The organism is Nocardia arthritidis (assembly GCF_011801145.1).
GTDB classification, from domain to species: Bacteria; Actinomycetota; Actinomycetes; order Mycobacteriales; family Mycobacteriaceae; genus Nocardia; species Nocardia arthritidis_A.
On sequence record NZ_CP046172.1, the window covers coordinates 9984935 to 10008015 of the forward strand.

Here is a 23081-nt window from a genome sequence, read left to right on the forward strand (position 1 = left end):
GCTCAGCCTTGGGTTTTCCACCATTCCCGCAGCGCGGCCTCGGCCTCCTCGCGGGTCATCGGACCGCGATCGAGCCGCAGCTCCTTGAGGTAGCGCCAGGCCTTGCCGACCTCGGGCCCCGGCCGCAACCCGAGCAGTTCCATGATCGAATTGCCGTCCAGGTCCGGCCGCACCCGATCCAGATCCTCCTGCTCCTGCAGCCGGGCGATCCGCGCCTCCAACTCGTCGTAGGTGGCGCGCAACGCGGCGGCTCGGCGCTTATTGCGGGTGGTGCAGTCGGCGCGGACCAGCTTGTGCAGCCGGGGCAGCAGCTCACCCGCATCGGTGACGTAGCGGCGCACCGCGGAATCGGTCCACTGTCCCTTGCCGTAGCCGTGGAACCGCAGGTGCAGGAACACCAGCCGGGCCACGTCCTCGGTGAACTGCTTCGGATACTTCAGCGCCCGCATCCGCTTGCGCACCATCTTCGCGCCGACCACCTCGTGATGGTGGAAGCTGACACCGCCGCCCGGCTCGTTGCGCTTGGTATCCGGTTTGCCGATGTCGTGCAGCAGCGCGGCCCAGCGCAGCACCAGGTCCGGGTCGCCCTCCTCCTGATCGATCGCCTGCTCCAGCACCGTCAGCGAATGCCAGTAGACATCCTTGTGCTGGTGGTGCTCGTCGATCTCCAGCTTCATCGCGGGTACCTCGGGCAGCACCAGCTGTGCCAAACCGGTCTCGCACATGATGTTGATGCCATCGATCGGATGCGCGGCGGCGATCAGTTTGTCCAGTTCGGCGCGGATCCGTTCGGCGGTGATCCGCTCGATCTCACCGGCCATCTCGGTGATCGCCGCCCGCACCCGAGGGGCCAGCTCGAATCCCAGCTGGGCGACGAACCGGGCAGCGCGCAACATCCGCAGCGGATCGTCGTTGAACGAATCGTGCGGCGCCGCAGGAGTATCCAGCATTCCCGCGAGCAATGCGTCCATTCCGCCCAGCGGGTCGACGAATTCCAGCTCACCGTCCGCGCCGATCTTCACGGCCATCGCGTTCACCGTGAAATCGCGGCGGATCAGATCGCCCTCCAGCGTGTCACCGAAGGTGACCTGCGGATTGCGCGAAACCCGGTCGTAGGCGTCGCTGCGGAAGGTGGTGATCTCCAACTGCTGGCCGGATTTGCTCGCGCTCACCGTGCCGAAGGCGAGCCCGCCGGTATCCCACAGGTGATCGGCCCAGCCGCGCATCAGCTCCTGCACCACCTCGGGCCTGGCGTCGGTGGTGAAATCGAGATCGGTGCCCAGCCGGCCGAGCACCGCGTCGCGCACGCTGCCGCCGACCAGATACAGGTCGTGCCCGTGCGCGCCGAACAGCGCACCGAGGGGCTTCAATACATCGGACAACCGTTCCAGCGTGACCGCCGCCGCGGCGAGCAGCCGGGTACGTCGATCCAGCACTGCATCCTCGGACTTGGGCGAAACCACGAAGAAGCAGCTTACTGATTTCGCTGCCGCCCTACCGATACCCGGTGGTTGCACGGGTGCGGAATACCAACCCAGTAGGATTGCTTGGTGTCTCCGGCCGATCGTGCGAACAGTAGACGCCGCCAGCCCCGGCGCCGCGGTTCGGCCGCCAGCGCGGCGAAACCGCGCATGCGCACGGTCCGGGAAACGTCGGCGGGCGACCTCGTCGTCGACGGATTGGACGGCCCTCCCGAAAATCGCAGTGCCGCACTGATCGGTCGCACCGATCGGCGCGGCAGGCTGCTGTGGTCCCTGCCCAAGGGACATATAGAAGAAGGTGAAACCGCCGAGCAGACCGCGATTCGCGAGGTGGCCGAGGAGACCGGAATCAACGGGGTTGTTGTCGCGGAATTGGGCAGCATCGATTATTGGTTCGTCACCGACGGCCGTCGGGTACACAAGACCGTGCACCATTATTTGCTGCGTTCGGTCGGCGGCGAGCTGTCCGACGCCGATGTCGAGGTCACCCAGGTCGCGTGGGTTCCGTTGAGCGAGTTGGATTCCCGGTTGGCCTACGCGGACGAACGCAGGCTGGCCGAGGTGGCGAACCGACTGATCGACCGGATGGAGACCGGCAAGCGATGACGCGTGGACCGCGCCCCGAGCGCCGGGCTCGGCCGAACCAGCGAAACGTAACCACGAAGGTCGGGGGTGTCGTGCTGTTGCGGCTCGTCACGGCGCTGCTGGCCGTCCTCGGCTCGGTGACGCTGGCCGGGCCCGCCGGTGCACAGCCGAGCAGCACCACCAACGCCCCGACGGCGCCGGAATTCCTGAAGCTGACCCTGGATTCGGTGAGCCCGACCGCGGTGACCGCGAACAGCGATCCGCTGCTTACGGTTTCGGGCACCGTCACCAATATCGGCAACCGGGTGGTGAAGGACATCATCATCCGGTTGCAGCGCGGCGCGGCCATCAGCACCCCGGCCAACCTGCGCGCGACGCTGCGCTACGACCAGGTGAACTTCGACATCCCGGCTCCGTGGGAGGACATCTCGAACGAATTGAGTCCCGGGCAGCGCCAGCAATTCACGCTGAGCGTCCCGCTGCGGGGCAAGCCCAACCAATCGCTCGAGATCACCAAACCCGGCGTCTATCCGCTGCTGCTGAACGTCAACGGGCAGCCCGATTTCGGCCTGCCCGCCCGGCTCGACGACGCTCGCTTCCTGCTGCCCGTGCTCGGCCTGCCGCCGACGCCGGACAGCTCCGACCCAGGTCCGGTATTGCCGCCCACCGACGCCCCGATCGCCACCACCATGATCTGGCCGCTGGCCGACCGGCCGCGCATGGTCGGCGGCCAGCTCGGGACCGTGGACCGGCATGTCGAACTGACCGATGACGAGCTGGCCGCCTCATTCGGCAAGGGCGGCCGCCTCGATCAACTGCTCGGCGCACTCGAATCCGTTGTCGGCAGCAACACCGGCCGGGACCGGCCCGCCGTCGCCAACGCCATCTGCATCGCCATCGATCCCGATCTGGTGCGCACCGCACAGGCCATGATCAAGGGCTATCGGGTGCTGGCGAGCCCATCCGATCCCGGCGGCCCGACCCGGCCCGGCACCGGCGCCGACGCGGCACAGGCCTGGCTCGATCGCCTGCGTGCGCTCGCCGAATCGATGTGCACCATCGCGCTGCCGTTCGCCCAGGTCGATCCGAGTGCGCTGGCCGCGGTGAACGATCCGGACCTGTCCGCCGAAGCGCTCAACGCGCCCGCCGACATCGTGGACGAGGCACTTGGCGTCCGGTCGCTGCGCGGCGTCAGCCTGCCCGATTCCGGCAGCATCGACACCGGCGCCGGAATGCTGTTGCGCGGCCGCGGTTTCGGCACAACGGTGCTCGCGGACTCGGCGGTCACCGCGGTCGGCGACCCGAGCACGAAGGACACGTCGGCGAGCGCCGGATCCGGTCACGGCTCGGGCACCGCAAGCCCGGCCGCGAGTCAGTCGGTGGTCGAAACCGGTACGCCGGATATGGTCCGGCTGCCCGATATCACCGGCCCGGCCGCCCACCCCGACACTCCGGCGACCCCGCCCGCCGATCCGGCGCTGCGCGCGGCCACCTTCGATATCTGGTCGGCCACGGCACTCGCCGCGATCGGGTCCAACCCGCCGACCCCGTCGTTCACCCCGGCCAAGGTCCGCTACGACGTGGCCGCCGACTCCAGAGCCGCCCGACTGCAGGACGCGCTCGGCGCGGTCTCCTGGGCCGCGCTCAACCCGCAACCGAATCACCCGCGCACGCTGCTGCTCATGCCGCCGCAGCAGTGGGGCGCGAACCGGGACGAGGCCATCACGCTGCTGCGCCACCTCGACCTGATGATCCACGGCAATTTGGCCACCGCGCGCCCGTTCACCGAACTGCTCGCGACACCGCCGGACCCGCAACCGTACGAACTGGATTATCTGCATCGGGCGCAGCAGGACGCGGTACCCGGTGGCTTCGTACTGCCGGTGCGGGACCAGGCCGCCCGGATCACCGATCTGCAGCGCGCGCTGCTCGACGTCCCGGAGGCCAAACCGACACCGCACGACTACCTCACCCCGCTGCGCGACGACCTGATCCGCGCGCTGACCCTGTCCGACCGGCGCACCGGCGACACCGCCCAGCCGGATACCTTCGCCCAGCGCCGGATCGCGCAGACCACGCGCGCGCTCGACGACCTCTACGGCGGCGTCACCGTGCTTCCGCCCGGCGGCGTCTACACCCTCGCCACCGAGCAGAGCCCATTGCTGCTGGTCGTGCGGAATAAGCTGCCGGTGACCGTCCGGGTGAAGTTCAAGATCACCGCGCCACCCGAGACGAAGATCACGGATCTCCCCGAGCAGCAACTGCCACCGAACAGCACCCGTTCGTTCCAAATCCCGACCGAGGTCACCTATAGCACTAGCCTGCGCATTCCGATCTCCCTTACCACGCCGGACGGTATTGCGCTAGGTGCGCCGACGGAAGTATCGGTGCGTTCGAATGCTTATGGTCAAGCGTTCGCGATAATTACCGCATGTGCCGGAATACTGCTGTTCCTGTTGGTCGGCCGTCGCCTGTGGCGTCGGTTCCGCGGGCAACCCGACCCGGCGGACGAGGGTGTCGACCCCAGCACCCAGCGCCGGGTCTATAGGTACTGGCGTGCGCGGAACCGAGTGCTGCAGCAGGAACAGGAACACCAGGAGGTCTGATGAGCGACGATGAATATTCCGCTCATCGCCCCAGGTCAGGCGACCGCCCCGAGGGGCAGCCGCCCCGCCGCGCACCCGCAGCCCCCTGGGAGCGGGGTGTGCCGCCGCACTCGGACCCGGAGGAGCCGGGTCAACACGACGACCCCTATGCCGATCCCCGCGTACCCAGAGTGAGCCGTCCCGGACCCCCGCGGCGCATTCCGCATCCGTCAGGTCCACTGCCGCCCGTGCCACCCCCGTCCGGCGGCATGCGGCAGGTGCCGCCACCCTCCGGACCGATACCACCCGTACCACCGCCCACCGGCGGAATGGCGCCGATCTCCCGGCCGATGCCACGGCAGCAGCCCGCCCCACCGCAGCGCCCCGGCCTGCACCCGGGTGAGCGGCAGTATCCGGCACCACCCCAGCGACAGAACCCGGTACCGCCCCAGCGGCAAAATCCGGCACCGCCGCCGCGGCAGAATCCGCCGCAGCAGATGCCGCCGCGCCCGGTACCGCCGAACCGGATGCCGCCACGCCGGCCCGGCCCGCCCGGCACCGGTCCATTTCCCGCCGCGCAGCCGGCCCGGATACCGCCACCGCACTACGACGCGCCCCGGCCGCAGTACGACACACCACCACCGGCCCGGCCGCCACATCCACCGGCGCGCCGACCGCGACCGCTGGTCGAACGCGCGGATTCACCGGCGGACCACACCGTTACGGGCGAGTTGTCCCAGGTCAAGGCGCCTGAGAAACCGCAGAACGCGAATGCCCGCCTGGTCAGGGACTCCGGTTCCATCGCGGTCGCCACGCTGATCAGCCGGATCACCGGGTTCGTGAAGCAGCTGCTGCTGCTCACGGTGCTCGGCCCAGCCATCGCCAGCGCGTTCACCTCGGCCAACCTGATTCCGACGATGATCACCGAACTCGTCCTCGGTGCGGTGCTCACCGCGATGGTGGTGCCGACGCTGGTGCGAGCCGAACAAGAAGACGAAGACGGCGGCGTCGCATTCGTCCGAAGACTCGTGACGATCGCCTTCTCGATCCTGTTCGTGGCGACGGTATTGGCGATGGCCGCGGCACCGGTGCTTGCGAGCAAGATCCTGCTGTCGGCAGAGGGCCAGGTCAACACCCAGTTGACTACCGCGCTGACCTTCCTGCTGCTGCCCGCGATCCTCTTCTACGGCATGTCGGCACTGTTGATGGCGATCCTGAATACCCGTCAGGTGTTCCGGCCCGGCGCATGGGCTCCCGTGCTCAACAACGTCGTCGTGCTCGGGGTGCTCGCCCTCTACGCGCTCACACCGGGCGAGATCACCCTCGATCCGGTTCGGATGAGCGATCCCAAGCTGCTGGTACTCGGCTGTGGCATCACGATCGGTGTCGCGGTGCAAGCGCTCAGCATGCTGCCCGCGATCCGGCGCAACGGCATCGATCTGCGCCCGCTGTGGGGAATCGACCAGCGGCTCAAGCAGTTCGGCAGGATGGGCGGCGCCATCATCCTGTACGTCCTGATCAGTCAGATCGGCTTGATCGTCGCCAACCACATTTCCTCGTCGGCGGACGAGGCCGGACCGGCGATCTACGCCAATGCATGGGCACTGCTGCAGGTCCCGTACGGCGTACTCGGCGTCACGTTGTTGACCGCGATCATGCCGCGACTCAGCCGCAACGCGGCGGCCGACGATACGCCCGCGGTGGTCGACGACCTGTCGGTCGCGACCAGGCTGACGATGATCTCCCTGGTCCCGGTCGTCACCTTCATGACCGTGGCCGGACCGCAGCTGGGCGAGGCGCTGTTCGGCTACGCGCGATTCGCGCACAAGGCCCAGGAACTCGGCCACGCGGTGAGCTGGTCGGCCTTCGCGCTGATTCCATACGCGCTGGTGCTGATCCATCTGCGCGTCTTCTACGCCCGCGGCCAGGCATGGACGCCGACCTGGATCGTCCTCGGCATCACAACGGTCAAGATCCTTTTGTCCGCGCTGGCTCCGATGATCGCGAGCGACGGCAAACAAGTCGTCGTCATCCTCGGTTTCGCGAATGGACTCGGTTACGCCACCGGCGCCATCATCGGCGGCTACCTCCTGCACCGCAGCCTCGGCGATCTGCGCATGGTCAACGTCGGCCGCACCGTGACCAGGGTGGTCCTGGCTTCGCTCGCCGGCGCGGCCGTCATGTACATCTTCGACAGAGTGGTCGGCTTGGACCGGCTGCACGGCGGCCCCGGCGCGCTCATCCGGGTGACCCTGTCCGCCATTGTCATGTTCGGTGTCGCGTTCGGTCTGATGCGGCTGGCCGGAATTCCGGAAATCGTCGCCATCACCGTCGCGATCTCCCGGCGGCTCGGCTTCACCCCGCCCGCGCCGGAACTCGATCTGGAGAGCCCGGTCGAGGACGAATACGCCACGACCGTGCTGCGTAGGCCCGACTACTATGCCTACCCGGCATTCGACCCGGTCATGGACACCCAGACCATGGTGCTACCCGTGATCCGACCCGACACGGTTGACAACACCAGGGTGGGTCAGTTCCCGTACCCTGTTCGGCAGAGAAGCACAAGTGGCGAATTCACCGGAACTTCGACACATCAGGGCGAAGGAGGAACGAGGGTGAGCGACGACGCGGTGGGCGGCGTCCCGGCCGCCGATTCTTCTGCGACCACGGCAGGTGGACTTTCCACGGATGTCCCGCCCGTCGCGGGGGATGCGTCGGATCCCGCCTCCGTGCAAGAACCGGATACCGGTCCGCCGGGTATGCCCGATGCGCCGGAGGAGGAGCAGCCGGAGGAGCACGACCCGGTCTATGACACGGGTATGCATCCGGTCGCGTCGCAGCTGCCGCCGATGGGCGGTGGAGAGCCCGCGGGTTCGCGCCGGACACCGCGTGGCCCCAAGCTCATTCCGGGCGCTTCGGTCGCGGGCGGCCGCTACCGGCTGCTGGCCGGCCACGGCGGCGCGCGCGGGCTGAAGTTCTGGCAGGCCCTCGACATCAAACTCGATCGCGAGGTCGCGCTCACCTTCGTCGACGCCGATCAGAAGGCCACCGAAAACGCCGGTCACGACGGCCCGCAGGCCATCCTGTCGCGCACGCTGCGGCTCGGCCGGATCAATTCGCCCGGCCTGGCCCGCGTGCTCGATGTGGTGCGCGGCAGTTCCGGCGGCATCGTGGTGGCCGAATGGACCCCGGGTCGGTCGCTACGGGAAATGGCCGAGACGGTGCCGTCACCGATCGGCGCCGCCCGCGCGATCCGCGCCCTGGCCTCGGCCGCCGAGCTCGCGCATCGCGGCGGTGGGTCGCTGTCGATCGATCATCCGGACCGGGTGCGCATCAGCGCCTCCGGCGATGCGGTGCTCGCCTTCCCTGGCACCCTTTCCGATTCCGACGCGCAGTCCGATGTTCGTGGTCTGGGCGCCATGCTCTACGCGCTGATCACCGCCCGCTGGCCGATCCGCACCGGCGGTATGACCGGCACCGCCGCGACCGTCGGCGGGCTGCGGCTCGCCGATTTCGGCCCCGACGGCACCCCCATCGAACCGCGCCAGATCCGGCCCGAGGTGCCGTTCGAGATCTCCGCGGTGGCGGTGCGCTCGCTGGAGTCGAACAAGGGTGTCCGCACCGCGGCCACCGTGCAGCACGTGCTCGAACAGGCCTCGGTGGTCGACCAGAAGACCGATTTCATCCCCGTGCTGCGCCTCGGCCAGCGCCAGGGCACCCGGGAGAGCGACGATTCGCTCGCCGATCCGGAGCTGCTCGCCGCCGAGCGGGAACGCTCGCAGCGGATGATGTGGATCATGGTCGGCCTCGGCGTGCTGGCCGCGCTGGTGGTCGGCATCGTGATCTGGTGGATGGTCAGCGTCTTCGCGCCCGGCGCCTCGGACGCACCGTTGAACGAGCAGCGCAATATCGGCCTCACCACCGCGAGCGCACCGCCGCCCGCACCGCCCGTATCCGGTCCGAGCCCGACCGTGGCGAGCGGCGTTCCGGTGCCGATCACATCGGTTTCGGTGTTCTCTCCCGAGGGCACACCCGACAACCCGGGTGGCGTCGCCGCGGTACTGGACAGCAATCCGTCCACCACCTGGCGCACCGACCAGTACTTCCAGCAGTTCCCGGCCCTCAAGAAGGGGGTCGGGATCATGGCCACGCTACCGAGTCCGGCGAAGCTGACCACGGTCGCGATCACCTCGCCGAGCCCGGGCACCCAGGTGGAGATCCGCACCTCGCCGACCGAATCGCCGACGCTGGACCAGACCCAGCTGATCGGCTCGACACGACTAAACGACGGTGTCACCGAGATACCGGTGCGCACCGACCAGGCCGCCCGCTACGTACTCGTCTGGATTACCGGGCTCGCGAACAACGGCGGCCAATTCCAGTCCGCCATCGCCGAAATCCGCTTCGACGCCGCACCCTGATCGACCAACCCGGCCGGTGTAGCCACCCCGGTCGTCACCTTCCGCCCGCAGGTGTCCGCTCCCCGGGCCCGAGAAAACCTTCCCACTTCCCGCATCCAACCGCTGCGGTCTGGTTGCTGCCGAATCATCCCGGAAGTTATGATTCGCTACGCGCTCTCGAGCAGGGGAGCTTCCCGGGATCTGTCGTTTCGATTCCGGATGCTGCGAAAAATTGGCGGCGGTCTCGCATGTCCGCCGTCGTTATGAGCGCTATTCGAGGGGTTGGCTTTGTCGTCGGAACGGAACGAGAATTTCCGCGGGGGAACAGCGCGCGCCGCCGTGCACCGCGAGCGCTCGTTCATGCTCGATGAGCTCACCGACGTAGAGCTATTGAAAGCGCACGTTGGCGGCCAGCGGCACGCATTCGCCGAGCTGCTGCGCCGCCACAACGACCATCTCTGGCAGACCGCGCTGCGCACCTCGTATACCCGCGAGGACGCGGCCGACTCCCTGCAGGACGCGCTGCTCTCGGCGCACCGCACCGCGGCGTCGTTCCGGGCCGAGGCCGAGGTCCGCAGCTGGCTGCACGCCATCGTGGTGAATGCCTGCCTGGACCGGATCCGCCGCAACAAAACGCGGTACGCGATCTCGCTCTCGCCGGAAACCATGCCCGAACCGAGCGACGACCGCGACGAATTCGCCGAGCTGGAGATGTCCCTGGTGGTCGACCGCGCCCTGTTCTCGCTACCGCCGGATCAACGGACCGCCCTGGTTGCGATCGATCTGGAGGGGTATAGCGTGTCGGAGGCGGCCGCGATGCTGGGCGTCCCGGAGGGGACGATCAAGAGTCGATGCGCGCGAGCCCGCCAGCGACTTCAGGAACGGCTGGAATTTCTGCGGGATCCGGGGAACCGGAAGTAGTTGAGATGCGTCATTAATAGTGACGACCCACTGAACGATGTACATGCAGGCCCCCCGGTGCTCGGGGTTTGCCCGTGATGTCAGCTGAGAAGACGAAGGCGGAGGTGCGATGGCGACCCGATCCGTGCCGCAGCCCCCGTTCTCACCGGAACTGCTCGCCGATCTGCACGCCGACAACGTGGCCCCGGAGCTGCGTGCAGAACTGCTGCCCGCCGTCCAGCGCGATCCGGAGGCGATGCGCTTCCTGAATTCGCTCGACGCCGTCGGCGCGGAACTGCGCGCGCTCGGCCGTGATGAACGCATCATCCATCCGATGCCCGATGACGTGCTCGCACGACTCACTCGGTTCGTCGACGATCTGGATATCTCCGAAGGCCCGACCGAGCGGGTCGCGACCGTGCACCGGCTGCCGGTCGCCGCACCGCCCGAATCGACCGCCGGCCCAACGGATTCCGAGCCGATGGGTTTCGCGGAACCGATCGACCTGACCGCCCGCCGGAACCGGCGATTTCGCTGGCTGGCCGCCGCGGCGGCCGCGGTAGCGGTGGTCGGCGCCGCCACCTTCGCGATAACCATGACCACCGACCGCTCGGTCCCACCCACCGCCATGCCGTCCGCCACCGCGACCGGTTCGAACAATGCCGACCTGACCCCGGCGGCGGCGCTGAGCGCGCTCGGTCGCTTCGATGTCACCGGCCCGCTCTCCGGTCCGAACGCGCTGAACCGCTGTGCCGCCGCGGCCGGATACGAGCACCGCACCCCGCTCGGCGCGGTCAACTGGACCTACGAGGGCAAGGATGCCGTGCTGGTCCTGCTCACCGGACCGGTGGCACCGAAGATCACCGCGCTGATCGTCGGAACCGGTTGCACCGCAGGCGATCCGCAATACCTGTACGCCACCGACATCGGCTAGCGGACTTGCCGGGAACAACAGCGTTTACCCTGTTGTTGATCGACACATCCCCTGATTGTCTTTTCGGAAGGGCCCCATGAGCAACGTTCGCGACCTGATCATCGTCGGCTCCGGTCCCGCCGGCTATACCGCCGCCGTCTACGCGGCCCGGGCCGAGCTGCAGCCGCTGGTGTTCGAGGGCACCCAATTCGGTGGCGCGCTGATGACCACCACCGAGGTCGAGAATTTCCCCGGCTTCCGCACCGGCATCATGGGCCCCGACCTGATGGAGGAGATGCGCGAGCAGGCCAAACGCTTCGGCGCCGAGATCCGCACCGAGGACGTCGAGGCGATCGATCTATCCGGCCCGATCAAGTCCGTCACCGTCGGTGGTCAGACCTACCAGGCCTACTCGATCATCCTGGCCATGGGCTCGGCCGCCCGCTACCTGAACGTCCCCGGCGAGCAGGAACTGCTCGGCCACGGCGTGAGCGCGTGCGCCACCTGCGACGGCTTCTTCTTCAAGGGCCAGGACATCGTGGTGGTCGGCGGCGGCGACTCCGCGATGGAGGAGGCCACCTTCCTGACCAAGTTCGCCTCCTCGGTCACCATCGTGCATCGCCGCGAGGAATTCCGGGCCTCCCGCATCATGCTCGAGCGCGCCAAGGCCAACGAGAAGATCAAGTTCGTGCTCAACACCGAGGTCGTCTCGGTGAACGGCGAGTCGAGCGTCACCAGCCTGACCCTGCGCGACACCAAGACCGGCGAGACCTCCGAGCTGGCCGCGACCGGGCTGTTCGTCGCGATCGGCCACGATCCGCGCAGTGAACTGGTTCGCGGGCAGATCGATATCGACGAGAACGGCTACGTCCAGGTGCAGGACCCGAGCACGGCCACCAAGATTCCTGGTGTATTCGCCGCGGGCGACCTGGTGGACCACACCTACCGCCAGGCGATCACCGCCGCGGGCACCGGCTGCCGCGCCGCCATCGACGCCGAACGCTGGCTCGCCGAACAGGGCGACATCACCGCCAACACGCTGGACCACGCAGGTCAAGCGGTTGCGGTGTCCGCCAACTGATTTCGACTTTTCACCCGCCGAAGGAGTTTCCATGTCCAAGACGGTCACCGTGACCGACGCGTCATTCGCCGACGACGTACTGCTCAACGAGAAGCCGGTACTCGTCGACTTCTGGGCGGACTGGTGCGGCCCGTGCAAAATGGTCGCCCCGGTGTTGGCGGAGATCGCGGACGCATACGCCGACAAGCTGGTGGTCGCCAAGCTGGATGTGGACGCGAATCCGAACACCGCCCGGGATTACAAGATCCTGTCCCTGCCAACTATGATGCTGTTCCGCGGCGGCAAGCCGGTCAAGCAGATCGTTGGAGCCAAGGGCAAGGCCGCCCTATTGCGCGAACTCGAAGGCGTCATCTAGACACTGCGCGGTCGGCAGCGCCCGAGGGCATGCTGAGCATCTGAAGCACCCGCGGACGCAGCGCGGCCGACGGCGTCAAACGACGCCGTGATTCGACGACGCGCCGTAGGATGCCTGGACCCGGTATTGCCGAAATCCGGTCCGGGTCTGAGACAATCGACCACGCTCCGGTCGTGCGAAGGTGTACCCCCTCGCATGAGTGGGTACCCGGGTTGACGGAAGGAAAGGGCTCTCCCGCATGCACCGACTTCGTCACGGCGATACCGGTCCAGCCGTCGCAGAGGTTCGGAGCACCTTGGCAAGTCTCGGGTTCCTACACGCGCACGGCACGGATCACGCCGACGCGCAGTACTGGAAAGACACCGAAGCCTCCTTCGACCATCACCTCGATTCCGCCGTACGCGCATTCCAACAGCATCGCGGTCTGCTGGTCGACGGAGTGGTCGGCCCCGCGACCTACCGGGCCCTCAAGGAGGCGTCCTACCGGCTCGGCGCCCGCACCCTGATCTACCAGCTGTCCGCACCGCTCTACGGTGACGATGTTGCGACGCTGCAGCGCAGGCTGCAAGACCTCGGTTACTACGTACACCGGATCGACGGCTACTTCGGTCCGCACACGCATGACGCACTGAGCACATTCCAGCGGGAGATCGGGCTGTCCGCCGACGGCATCTGCGGGCCGGACACCCTGCGCTCGCTCGAACTGCTCGGCGCGCGGGTCACCGGTGGCAATCCGCATCGCATCGCCGAGGAAGAGGTGGTGCATCGGGCCGGGCCACAGCTCACCGGTAAGCGCATCGTCATCGATCCGGGCCTCGGCGGGCCGGACAAGGGTTTCGCGGTGCCAACGGAATTCGGCGACGTCTACGAGTCGGAGATCCTTTGGGATCTGGCCAGCCGGCTGGAGGGCCGAATGGCCGCGACCGGCATGGAGACCTTCCTGTCCCGCCCGTGGGGCGCCAACCCGACCGACGCCGAGCGCGCCGAGACGTCCAACGCATTCGACGCCGACCTGATGATTTCGCTGCGCTGCGCCACCAATCCGAGCCCGTCGGCCAACGGTGTCGCCAGCTTCCACTTCGGCAATTCACACGGCTCCACCTCGATGATCGGCCAGGTGCTCGCCGGTTTCATCCAGCGTGAGGTGGTGGCCCGAACCTCCTTGCAGGACTGCCGGACCCACCCGCGCACCTGGGATCTGTTGCGGCTCACCAAGATGCCGACGGTTCAGGTCGACATCGGTTATATGACAAACGAATACGACGCCTCGGTGCTCACCAATCCCCGAATGCGCGACGTCATCGCGGAGGCGATCCTGATCTCGGTGAAGCGGCTGTACCTGCTCGGACAGGACGATCAGCCAACGGGCACATACACTTTCGCCGAATTGCTGGCCGAGGAGTTGGCCGCCGCCGACCGCATGTAGCCGAAACGTATTTCTATAGCACGAATTTACGAATGTGCCCCGCCCGATTCGTTTCGGGCGGGGCGCACTCTTTCGTTGGGGGACAGGCTATCTGGCGCCGACTCGGGTAGGCGCTGTCATCGACGCGGCCGCGAGCAACTGATCGAGGGCCCGCTCCACATCCTCTTTCCAGCCGTGATCGGAGTTGAGCTCCAACCGCAGCCGAGGGAACCGGTGATGCGGGGCCACCACCTTGAAGCCGAAATCCTCCAGGAAATCGGCATCGATCATGCAGGTCTCCGGCGAACACGCGGTGGCGGCGCCGGCCGAGACCAGGGTGTCGCGCACCGAATCTATGCGCTCCATCAGCTTCATCGAACCGATGGCCCGCTCGGTGAGCGCGGTCGCCGGGGGAGTGCGCCGAATTCCGAACGCTTCCAGCGCACGCACACCGCGACGCACCAGATCGGCCACCACGGCCTGAATCAGCCGATGGGGGATATCGCCCTCATGATGCGGGAATTCAGCCCGCAGCGTGGTCAACAGGACCGCGTCCGGGCTCACCGGCGAGGTGGGGAAGACCGCGGCCCGCGGCACCGCACTCGGCGGGGCGTAGAGCGCGCAGCCGGCGGGGTTCCCGTCGACGGTCGCGACCTGTCCGCACGAACCCCACTCCAGCATGACCGTCGAAAGCCATGCCTCCTTCTCGAAAACCGGATCGCTGAACTCGCGGCAATTCTCGGCTATGGCGGGATCGATCTCCCAGAACACACACCGCCGGGCATGCCCGGGGAGTTTGTCCAGTCCGCCGAGGGTTAGTGCTGTGACGCTGGTCGACACCGCTCTGCTCAGCCTCCAGCTGTCCGATTCATCCACGCTCATACCGCCCGCCTCGCTGCGTCCGGCCGAGGCATGAGCGTGCGCACGGCTGTCTGTATCGTTCGCTCGCTCATGTCGCCGCCTCGCCGCCGCCCGGCTGTATGCGCGAGGAAGCCTTCTCTCGCCAGCAAGAATAAGCGATCAACGAGAACCCGCCTCATTCCACGTCACTGTGCTATTGGTCAGGTGCCTTACCTCGATAGCGGGCGCACATAACACGTCCTGTCACAGTGACGTTTTATTGCCAGGGGCCAACTACCAGGCACTACAAGGCTATTTTGCCCGCATTTGTCACGAACCGAGCTGCTGCTCCATCAGACTGACGATGCGCTCGAGATCGCCCACCGAACCGAACTCGACCACGATCTTGCCCTTGCGTTTACCCATACTCACGATCACTCGGGTATCGAACGAATGGGACAGGCGCTCGGCCACATCCTGCAGCCTCGGCATCTCGATCGGCTTACGGCGGGGAGCGGGGTCCGCATTGCGCGGCTCCGGTTCCGGTTCCAGATTGGCCAGCCGCACGGCCTCCTCGGTGGTCCGAACTGATAGCCCCTCGGCCACAATGCGTTTGGCCATTTCCTCCTGGGCCGCCGGTCCGGCGTTCAGACCGAGCAGCGCCCGCGCATGGCCGGCGGACAATATGCCTGTGGCGACTCGTCCCTGGACCGCGATCGGCAAGTTGAGCAGCCGGATCATATTGGTGACGACCGAGCGGGACCGCCCGATGCGCTTGGCCAGCTCCTCATGGGTGACGTCGAACTCCTCCAGCAACTGCTGGTAGGCCGCCCCCTCCTCCAACGGATTGAGCTGGACTCGATGGATGTTCTCCAGCAACGCATCCCGCAGCATGGAATCATCGGTCGTTTCCCGCACGATCGCCGGAATGGTCGTCAGACCCGCCACCTGGCAGGCCCGCCAGCGTCGCTCACCCATGACAAGCTGATACTTGTCGGCATCGCCATCGATTTTGCGCACCACAATCGGCTGCATCAGACCGAATTCGCGGATCGAGTGGACGAGCTCTTTAAGCGCCTCCTCCTCGAAATACTGACGCGGCTGCTTCGGATTCGGCTCGATCTGGTCCGCGGGGATCTCGCGATAGACCGCACCACCCGCGGCGAGTTCGGCGGTCTCATCGATATCGGGGACCCGATGCAGATAAGACGTTGCCGGTTGCGGGCCGATCGGATTGATCCCAATCACGCTGGCCGCGGAGGCGCTGAGCCCCGGTGCCCCGGGTGCGCCCGCGGGTCCGGTCGGGATCAGCGCGCCAAGCCCACGCCCGAGTCCGCCCTTCTTTGCCTGACTCTTCGCCTGACTCATCGCCTACCGGCCCCTTCCTCGTATGCCACCAAACCGGATCTCGCCGACCCGGATCACGCCGCTCCGCCTGCTCCACTCTGCTGCGCCATAGCGCGCGCGGCCATCTCGCGACCGGCATCGAGATAGCTCATCGCGCCCCGGGAACCCGGATCATAATCGAGCACCGTCATGCCATAGCCCGGCGCCTCGGAGACCTTGACACTGCGCGGAATCACCGACCGCAGCACCACATCACCGAAGTGGCCGCGCACCTCCTCGGCCACCTGGTCGGCCAGCTTGGTCCGGCCGTCGTACATGGTGAGAATGACGGTGGAGACGTGCAATTCGGGATTGAGGTGCGCCTGCACGAGACCGATATTGCGGAGCAACTGGCCGACGCCCTCCAGCGCGTAGTACTCGCACTGGATCGGAATCAGCACCTCCTTGGCGGCCACCAACGCGTTGACGGTGAGCAGGCCCAGCGACGGCGGGCAATCGATCATTACGTAGTCGATGTCGTATCCGGCGATATTGGCCTCCTGGATGGCCGCCTTCAGCCGACCCTCCCGCGCCACCATCGAGACGAGTTCGATCTCCGCACCCGCCAGGTCGATGGTCGCCGGGATGCAGAGCAGTCGTTCGCTATGCGGGCTCTGCTGAATCGCGTCCTTGACCGAGACCTCGCCGATCAGAAGTTCGTAGCTCGAGGGAACACCCGAGTGGTGTTCGATACCGAGTGCGGTGCTGGCATTGCCCTGCGGATCGAGGTCGATTACGAGCACCGTCATCCCCTGATGCGCCAGCGCGGCCGCGAGATTCACCGCGGTGGTGGTCTTTCCCACGCCGCCCTTCTGGTTGGCGATTGTGATGATCCGTTGCTCGTGCGGTTTCGGCACTGTCACCTTTCCTGGATGCAAGATCTGACTGGCGCGTTGTGCTTCGGCCGCAATCGGGGTCTCACTGGGGGAGATGTGCCCGAACGGCGTACTTCCGAATGCGTCCGCGTCGAAGTTGCTGGAGTCCAGCATCCCCGGCACTCGCGACGTTGTTTCCCGTGAAACATTCGCCGGTCCGCTCGACATAGACAGCTCCTAACCCGAGAACTTCAGATCACGTGCTTCCGACGAGCGCCGGCGACGTGTCGTATACATCCGTGTCGGATCGAACAGTGATGCGCAATCGGGACCGGCGGCGCCCGATCGACCGAGCGGAGCTCTCGCCGCTTGTGACACCCACATCCCTCCGTGGCACCTACGCACGCCGACGCCCAATAGCTTGCCAGCCCCGAGCGGTATAAGAAAGCTGAATCGCGGCACGCCGCAAAGGACACGCGAATCTGTCCGAATTCTGCGGACTCAATCCAATGTTTCACGGGAAACATCGATGCGATCCGATCAACGGGCGGCCCGACGATCCACCCACACCGCTACCCAAAACTCCATCGCGGACACACTCGGCGGGCGATATAGAGCTTCACAAGATCCATCGAAGGCATCGGGTCACGAGTTGGGCACTGGGGGAGCGACGAGGCGGTCTCTAATCAAGGCGCAGCGCATCGCATCCAATTACCGAACCCCCACCGCACATCCGCCAGTCCTACATCTTCCAGACAACCCGAAGCGTTGTTTCACGTGAATCAATGACAGCGCCGAACCACGCCCCATCGAAGCAATCCCTTGTTCTCAACCGTCATCGCCGCTCGTCGCAACCACCCACCGTCGCTTTCTGCCTCCGCCGCCCACCACCCTCCACCACGCGTGCCACCCCAATCACTCGCCGCCCCCTCGGGCCACCGCACGCGCCTGAGCACTACCGACTAGCCCCCGTCCGCCGCACGCCGCTGCCAACTGACCGCCCGCCACCCCGCCACCGCGTGTGGCTCCTGACCGCCCGCCGCCCTCCGGCCATAACTCGCCGCTCTCCCCGCCACCCGCCCGCTGCCCGCTGATCGCCGCTGCCCGCTGATCGCCGCCCGCTGATCGCCGCTGCCCGCTGGTCGCCCCCGCCCGCTGGTCGCCCCCGCCCGCTGCCCGCCGCCCGCTGATCGCCGCCGCCCGCTGGTCATCGCCCGCTAGCCGCTGGTCGCCCGCTCGCTGGTCGCCCGCCCGCTGGTCACCGGTCGCCGCTCGCCGTTCTCCGGTCGCCGCCCGTGGTCACGACTCGCTGCCCCCGGCCATAACTCGCCGCCTAACCCGCGGCTCTCCCGCCACCACTCGCCGCCATGCGGCCACCGCTCGCCACCTGACCCTGCTGCCCAACTAGCCTGCCGCCGCGCGCCACCCAGACCGATCGCTACTCCTCCGGCCACCACGTGCGCGTGACCGCTGCCCAACTGACCCCCGGCCACCGCGCGCGCCACCCTGACCGCTCACCACCCGCGGCCACCCCTTTGCCACCCGAACCCAGCCACCACCCACCCGACAACAACCCCACCAACCCGACCTGCCGCAGCACCCCCCGCGTGCCTCCTCTACTACGCGCCACGCCGCGTCCTCTCGCCCCACTCGCCTCTCGCCCCACTCGCCCCCCTCGCCCCTCGCCCCCCTCGCCACTCGCCCCACTTGCCACGCCGCGTCCCCTCGTCACGAGCTGCCGCCCCGGGCTACCGCTTGCACCCTGGCCACTGCTCGATCGACCACCACCCGATTGGCCCGCCTGCCGCCCACCCACCCGCTTGGATACCGTCTGCCACCCCATGCGCTACTCGCCTGCCGTGTGTCGCCGACCGCCCGCTGCCTAGCTTGCGGTAGCCGAGCAGCCTGGCTGATCGCCCCACGTCGCGCACACCACCTACCTACCGCGCCCCGCTCGCTGACCCGGCACCCGTCTGTCCCTGTCGCCTGCCAGCCTGAAGGGACCATTGGGTTGCCATGAGCATGGGACCGGGTTGGGTCCGGTCGCGGGCCGTGTGCTGATGGTGGCCGACGATCGGGCTGTTGGTCAATCCGAGTGGGCCGGATCGGCTGGTTTGCCGCGGCGGGGCTTCTGCCGTTGCCGGTAGGATTCGCCCTCGACGACGAGTTCGTAGGCCGCGGACTGGAGCCGGTCCATCGCCGATTGCGCCAGCAGTGGGTCGGCCATCATGGTCAGGATCTCCGGAGGTTCCCGGTTGCTGGTGATCACCGTGGAGGCCTTGCGGTGGCGCTCGACGATCAGTTCGTAGAAGTCGTTGGTCTCGGGTGCTTCGAGTCGGTGCAGGGCCAGGTCATCGATGATCAGCAAGTCGACGCGGTGCAGTTTGCGCATCTCGTCTTCGTAGCTGCTGTCGAGGCGTGCTCCGCGCAGTCGTTTGAACAGTTTGTCGGCGCGTTCGGTGTGAACAGTGTGGTGGCGGCGGACCGCGATGTGTCCTAATGCGTTGGCCAGGAACGTCTTTCCGACCCCGACCGGCCCCATGATCAATACGTTGTAGGCGTCGGCGAGGAACCTCATCGAGGTGAGTTCGGCCCAGAGTTCGCGGTCGAAGGTGACCGCGGTCGAGTCGTCCCATGCCGCCAGGTGCATCTGCGGGTCCAGGTGGGCGGTCTTGGCGCGGCGTTGCTCGGATTGCCGGTCGCGGCGGGCGACCTCGTCGGCGAACAGCATTTCCAGGAAATCGTGGTGCGGCAGCCGATTCGACCGTGCCAACGCCAACCGCTCGGGGAGGGTGTCCAGGAGCTGGCCGAGCTTGAGCCTGCGCATCAGCGACTTCAGCTCCGGGGTGATCTCGATCGGTTTGACCGCCGGGTCGGCGGCGGGACGGCGAGTGGCGCTCATGACGGCCTCCTGACCGCGAAATCGGTGGTGGAACGGACGAACCGGGACGGAGCCGGTGGCGGCAGCAGCGTCAGCTGCTGACCGGTGGTGGCGCGGGTGAGCATGCGGTCGATGACGCCGACGTCGACGACCTCGGCGTCCAGTGCTCGGCGGCAGGCATCGTCGACGGCGTCGGCGCCGTGGCGGCGCACCAGCCCGAGCAGCCGGTAGACCTGCCGCATCTTCGTCCAGGGCAGTGGATGCTCGAGGACCGCCGCCGCATAGGAACCGACATGAGCGCCGTGATCGAATGCTTTGCGTTGCAACGTATTCAGGTCTCGCATCGCATAGGCGGTGAGCTCGCTGGGCAGGTCGGCCGGATCGGTTTGGCGGCGACCGGCTCCGACTCGGGGGTGGACCTTGATCAACTCGCCACGGAAGTAGAGCTTCACCGTCTGCGAGTCGACGCGGGCGGACAGGCGCTGCCCGACGAGATCACCGGGAATGCTGTAGAGCGCCTGACAAATCTGAACATGCCGGTCCGGGGCGACCTTCGGGTTCACCCAGGTCGGAATATCGAAGGCAGTGTCGGGCAACGGTTTCAGCTTCGGGTGCTCGTCGGTGGTGAACACTTCGGCCGGACGTAGTCGCGTGGTGCCATGTATTCTCATTCCCGCGGTCTCCCGGCACCACCGCTGCGCGCGTTCCCGGCAGTCGGCCAGGTCTCGGAATTGTTCTCCGGCAAAGAAATTCGACCGTGCGTAAGGAACACAGCGTTCGACGCGGGGCTTGTCCTGCGGGCTGCGGATCCGCGCCGGATCAACCACGAACCCACGAGACTCGGCATATTCGCGGAACGAATCGTTCAACCGGGGATCTGTCGCGTTCGCCCGGTCGACGATGGCTTTCATATTGTCCGGGATCGCGACAGCGAACACACCGTCGAAGAACACCCACGCCGCTTCGAATCCGGCGATGACGTCGTTGAGTGTTTCCCGGTAGGTCGGGAAGACGAACATGTGCCGCGAATACACCGCGGTGAAGATCAGACCCTTCACCACCCGGCGACGGCCCTCGACGTCGGTCAGCAACCCGAGCCGGCCGAAGTCGACCTGCACTTCCGCACCGGGTTCGCAGTCGGCCACCCGCACGGTCGTGCGCCGCTTCCCGAACCCCAATTCCGTTGTGGCGTAACGGTTCAACGTCCGATACGACACCACCACGCCACGGCGGGCCAGCAGAATATGAATCTTGGTCAGGGTCAGGCCCTGATCCAGCCATTGTTTGATCTGCTCGGACTGACCGGCGAGTGTCTCCCACACATCGCTCTTACCGTTCGGTCGAGACCTGCGAACCCCGGCGATCACCGCCGCCAGCAGCTCATCGGTCAACTGCTCCACACCCTCGTCGCGGTCCACGCCACACGACTGCGCTCGCTCGACATACCGGCGCACCGTCTTGCGGTCAGTGCCCGACAGCCGGGCCACCTCCCGCAAGCCGCGACCCTGCAGCCATAGCCGCAGCATCTCCCTGATCTCGATCACCGAAACCTCCCGGTAGCTCATCTGGCCAATACAGCGGCCGAGCGACCGGAAGCCCCGAAGCCACGCCGGGTGGTCCCATAACTGGCAAAACCGCTAGTCAGGTGGTCCCATCAGTGGCAAACAGGGTGGTCCCATACTCATGGCAAAACCGGCTCCGAAGTGGTCCCTTCCTCCTGGCAGCCGACAGTCCCGCCACCACTCCGCAGGATCAGTCGGGGGAGTTGATTCGCGAGTTTGAATATCGAAAGGAGGAGGGGGAGTAACCCGTCCTCTCCCGCTGGTCACCACGCAACGCGGGCATACCCGCTAAATGAGCCTCGTCGCGCGAAGGCCAACCCTTCGTCGTCTTTCACACCCCAACCCCGGCCGACGAAGCTTGTTTCACGTGAATCAATAACAAGAGCGGACCACTCCTCACCGAAGCAAATCCTTTTGTAACCGGCCGTCACCGGCACCTGTTGCAACCACCACCTTCCGCCCGCCTTCAACCTTGCCGCCATTCAGGCGGCCGCTTCGTCCACCTGCCACTCAACCGCCCTCGCGTACGCTCGCCGTCACCGACACCGCTTGCCACTCGCCCGCCACATGCTTACCGCCTACCGCCCTGTTGCCCCCGCCCTGCTACCGCTGCCGGGCTGCGCATTAGCCCCGGCACTCATTGCGACCTGCCGTCCGGGCGCCAGTGCGGGCATACCTGCCTGTGCCACCCGGACCACCCACCGCCCTCCGGCCACCACTCGCCGCCTGACCGCTGCCCAACTAGCCCGCCTACCGCCACGCGCGCCAACCTGACCACCCACCACTCGCGGCCACGCCCGGCCACCCCAGTGCCACCCGCCACCACCCGACCGAACCGCCACCACCCGACCGACCGACGACACCCCACCCAACCCGCCTGCCGCAGTCACCCCGGCGTGCCACCTTCGGAGCCGCCCATTGGCCGGGTCGCGTCAATGTTTCCCGTGAAACATCGGATTGGGTCCGCGGAAGTCGGACAGATTCACTTGCCCTTCGCGGCGGAACCGCCCGCCTGCCAGTTCAGCCTCCAGGTCCCCGGCTTCCCCCGTGCTACACGGCTACCGCTGCCCGGCTGCGCGTTAGCCCGTCGCTCATCGTGGGTCACTCCGTATGCCGCCGCCCGCGGGCGCCGGTGCGGCATGCCTGCCTGTACCACCCGGACCACTCACCGCCCTCCGGCCAACACTCGCGGCTTGCCGACTGACCTGCCTGCCACCCGATACCGCCCATCTCACCCGGACCACTCGCTGTCCCCCTCCGGACACCACTCACCATTCCCGGCCACCGCTCACCGCCTGACCGCTTGCACGACTGGCCCGCCGCCGCGCCACCTTGACCACTCACCATTCCCCGGTTACCTGCCGTGCGGGCACCGGTGCGGGCTAGCCCCGCCTGCGTCACCCCGAACCACCCCGCTGGCCTCTGGCCACCGCTCGCCGCTTGCTGCTTTCCCATCTGGCCCCGCCTGCCGCCCGACACACCGCGCGTGCCACCCTGACCACTCACCGCGCCCTCCGGCCACTCGCCGCCTGACTGCTGCCCAACTAGCCCGCCCGCCGCCACACGCGCCAACCTGACCACTCGCGGCCACACCTTTGCCACCCGCCTGCGTCACCCCGAACCAATCGCCGCCTTGCGGCCACCTCTCACCGCCCTCCGGCCACCGCTTGCCGCCTGACCGCTGCCCAACTAGCCCGCGTACCGCCACGCGCGCCAACCTGACCACTCACCACTCGCGGCCAAGCCCTGGCCACCTGCCAACCGAACGCCACCACCCGACCGACAGACCGATAACCAACCCGCCTGCCGCAGCCACCTCGGCGGGCCAGCTACGAGCCACCCCCATTGACCGGATCGCGCCGATGTTTCCCGTGGAACATCGGATTGAGTCC

Annotated in this window: 14 protein-coding genes; 8 read left to right on the forward strand and 6 right to left on the reverse strand. The window is 67.1% G+C overall.

Features of this window, described 5'->3' with window-relative positions:
* Positions 1-2 precede the first annotated feature (2 nt).
* The gene (locus tag F5544_RS45640; RefSeq protein WP_167478865.1) at positions 3-1463 is read right to left on the reverse strand and encodes a CCA tRNA nucleotidyltransferase; all 1461 of its coding nucleotides are present in this window, start codon (positions 1461-1463) and stop codon (positions 3-5) included.
* An 87-nt stretch (positions 1464-1550) separates the two neighbouring features.
* On the opposite strand from F5544_RS45640, the gene F5544_RS45645 reads away from it, so the two are divergent.
* From F5544_RS45645 to F5544_RS45680, 8 genes are all read left to right on the forward strand, one after another.
* On the forward strand, positions 1551-2087 hold the full coding sequence (locus F5544_RS45645) for an NUDIX hydrolase (RefSeq protein ID WP_167478866.1): 537 nt from the start codon (positions 1551-1553) through the stop codon (positions 2085-2087).
* Positions 2084-4672 carry a DUF6049 family protein gene (locus F5544_RS45650; protein WP_238847017.1) on the forward strand — a complete coding sequence of 863 codons (2589 nt, stop codon included), beginning with the start codon at positions 2084-2086 and terminating at the stop codon, positions 4670-4672. Before F5544_RS45645 ends, F5544_RS45650 begins: the two co-directional genes overlap by 4 nt.
* A complete protein-coding gene (locus F5544_RS45655) occupies positions 4672-9072 on the forward strand; it encodes a murein biosynthesis integral membrane protein MurJ (RefSeq protein ID WP_238847018.1) in 4401 nt (1466 codons plus the stop codon). Before F5544_RS45650 ends, F5544_RS45655 begins: the two co-directional genes overlap by 1 nt.
* Positions 9073-9411: 339 nt before the next feature.
* A complete protein-coding gene (gene sigM, locus F5544_RS45660) occupies positions 9412-9972 on the forward strand; it encodes an RNA polymerase sigma factor SigM (RefSeq protein WP_167479973.1) in 561 nt (186 codons plus the stop codon).
* Between the two features lie 109 nt (positions 9973-10081).
* Entirely contained in the window at positions 10082-10885 is an 804-nt protein-coding gene (locus F5544_RS45665) for a hypothetical protein (protein ID WP_167478867.1), read from the forward strand.
* Between the two features lie 76 nt (positions 10886-10961).
* Entirely contained in the window at positions 10962-11945 is a 984-nt protein-coding gene (trxB, locus tag F5544_RS45670) for a thioredoxin-disulfide reductase (protein WP_167478868.1), read from the forward strand.
* A gap of 31 nt (positions 11946-11976) precedes the next feature.
* Entirely contained in the window at positions 11977-12300 is a 324-nt protein-coding gene (trxA, locus tag F5544_RS45675) for a thioredoxin (protein WP_167478869.1), read from the forward strand.
* Between the two features lie 238 nt (positions 12301-12538).
* A complete protein-coding gene (locus F5544_RS45680; RefSeq protein ID WP_167478870.1) occupies positions 12539-13726 on the forward strand; it encodes an N-acetylmuramoyl-L-alanine amidase in 1188 nt (395 codons plus the stop codon).
* 87 nt (positions 13727-13813) lie between these two features.
* Here F5544_RS45680 and F5544_RS45685 read toward each other — a convergent pair whose 3' ends face one another.
* The 5 genes from F5544_RS45685 to istA form a co-directional block, all read right to left on the reverse strand.
* Complete coding sequence (locus F5544_RS45685; RefSeq protein WP_167479974.1) at positions 13814-14545, reverse strand: GNAT family N-acetyltransferase; 732 nt, start codon at positions 14543-14545, stop codon at positions 13814-13816.
* Between the two features lie 330 nt (positions 14546-14875).
* A complete protein-coding gene (locus F5544_RS45690) occupies positions 14876-15913 on the reverse strand; it encodes a ParB/RepB/Spo0J family partition protein (RefSeq protein ID WP_167478871.1) in 1038 nt (345 codons plus the stop codon).
* A gap of 53 nt (positions 15914-15966) precedes the next feature.
* Positions 15967-16920 carry a ParA family protein gene (locus F5544_RS45695; RefSeq protein ID WP_225725716.1) on the reverse strand — a complete coding sequence of 318 codons (954 nt, stop codon included), beginning with the start codon at positions 16918-16920 and terminating at the stop codon, positions 15967-15969.
* Positions 16921-18832: 1912 nt separating this feature from the next.
* On the reverse strand, positions 18833-19648 hold the full coding sequence (locus tag F5544_RS45700; protein ID WP_167472021.1) for an ATP-binding protein: 816 nt from the start codon (positions 19646-19648) through the stop codon (positions 18833-18835).
* Complete coding sequence (istA, locus tag F5544_RS45705) at positions 19645-21192, reverse strand: IS21 family transposase (protein WP_167472022.1); 1548 nt, start codon at positions 21190-21192, stop codon at positions 19645-19647. Before istA ends, F5544_RS45700 begins: the two co-directional genes overlap by 4 nt.
* Positions 21193-23081 lie beyond the last annotated feature (1889 nt).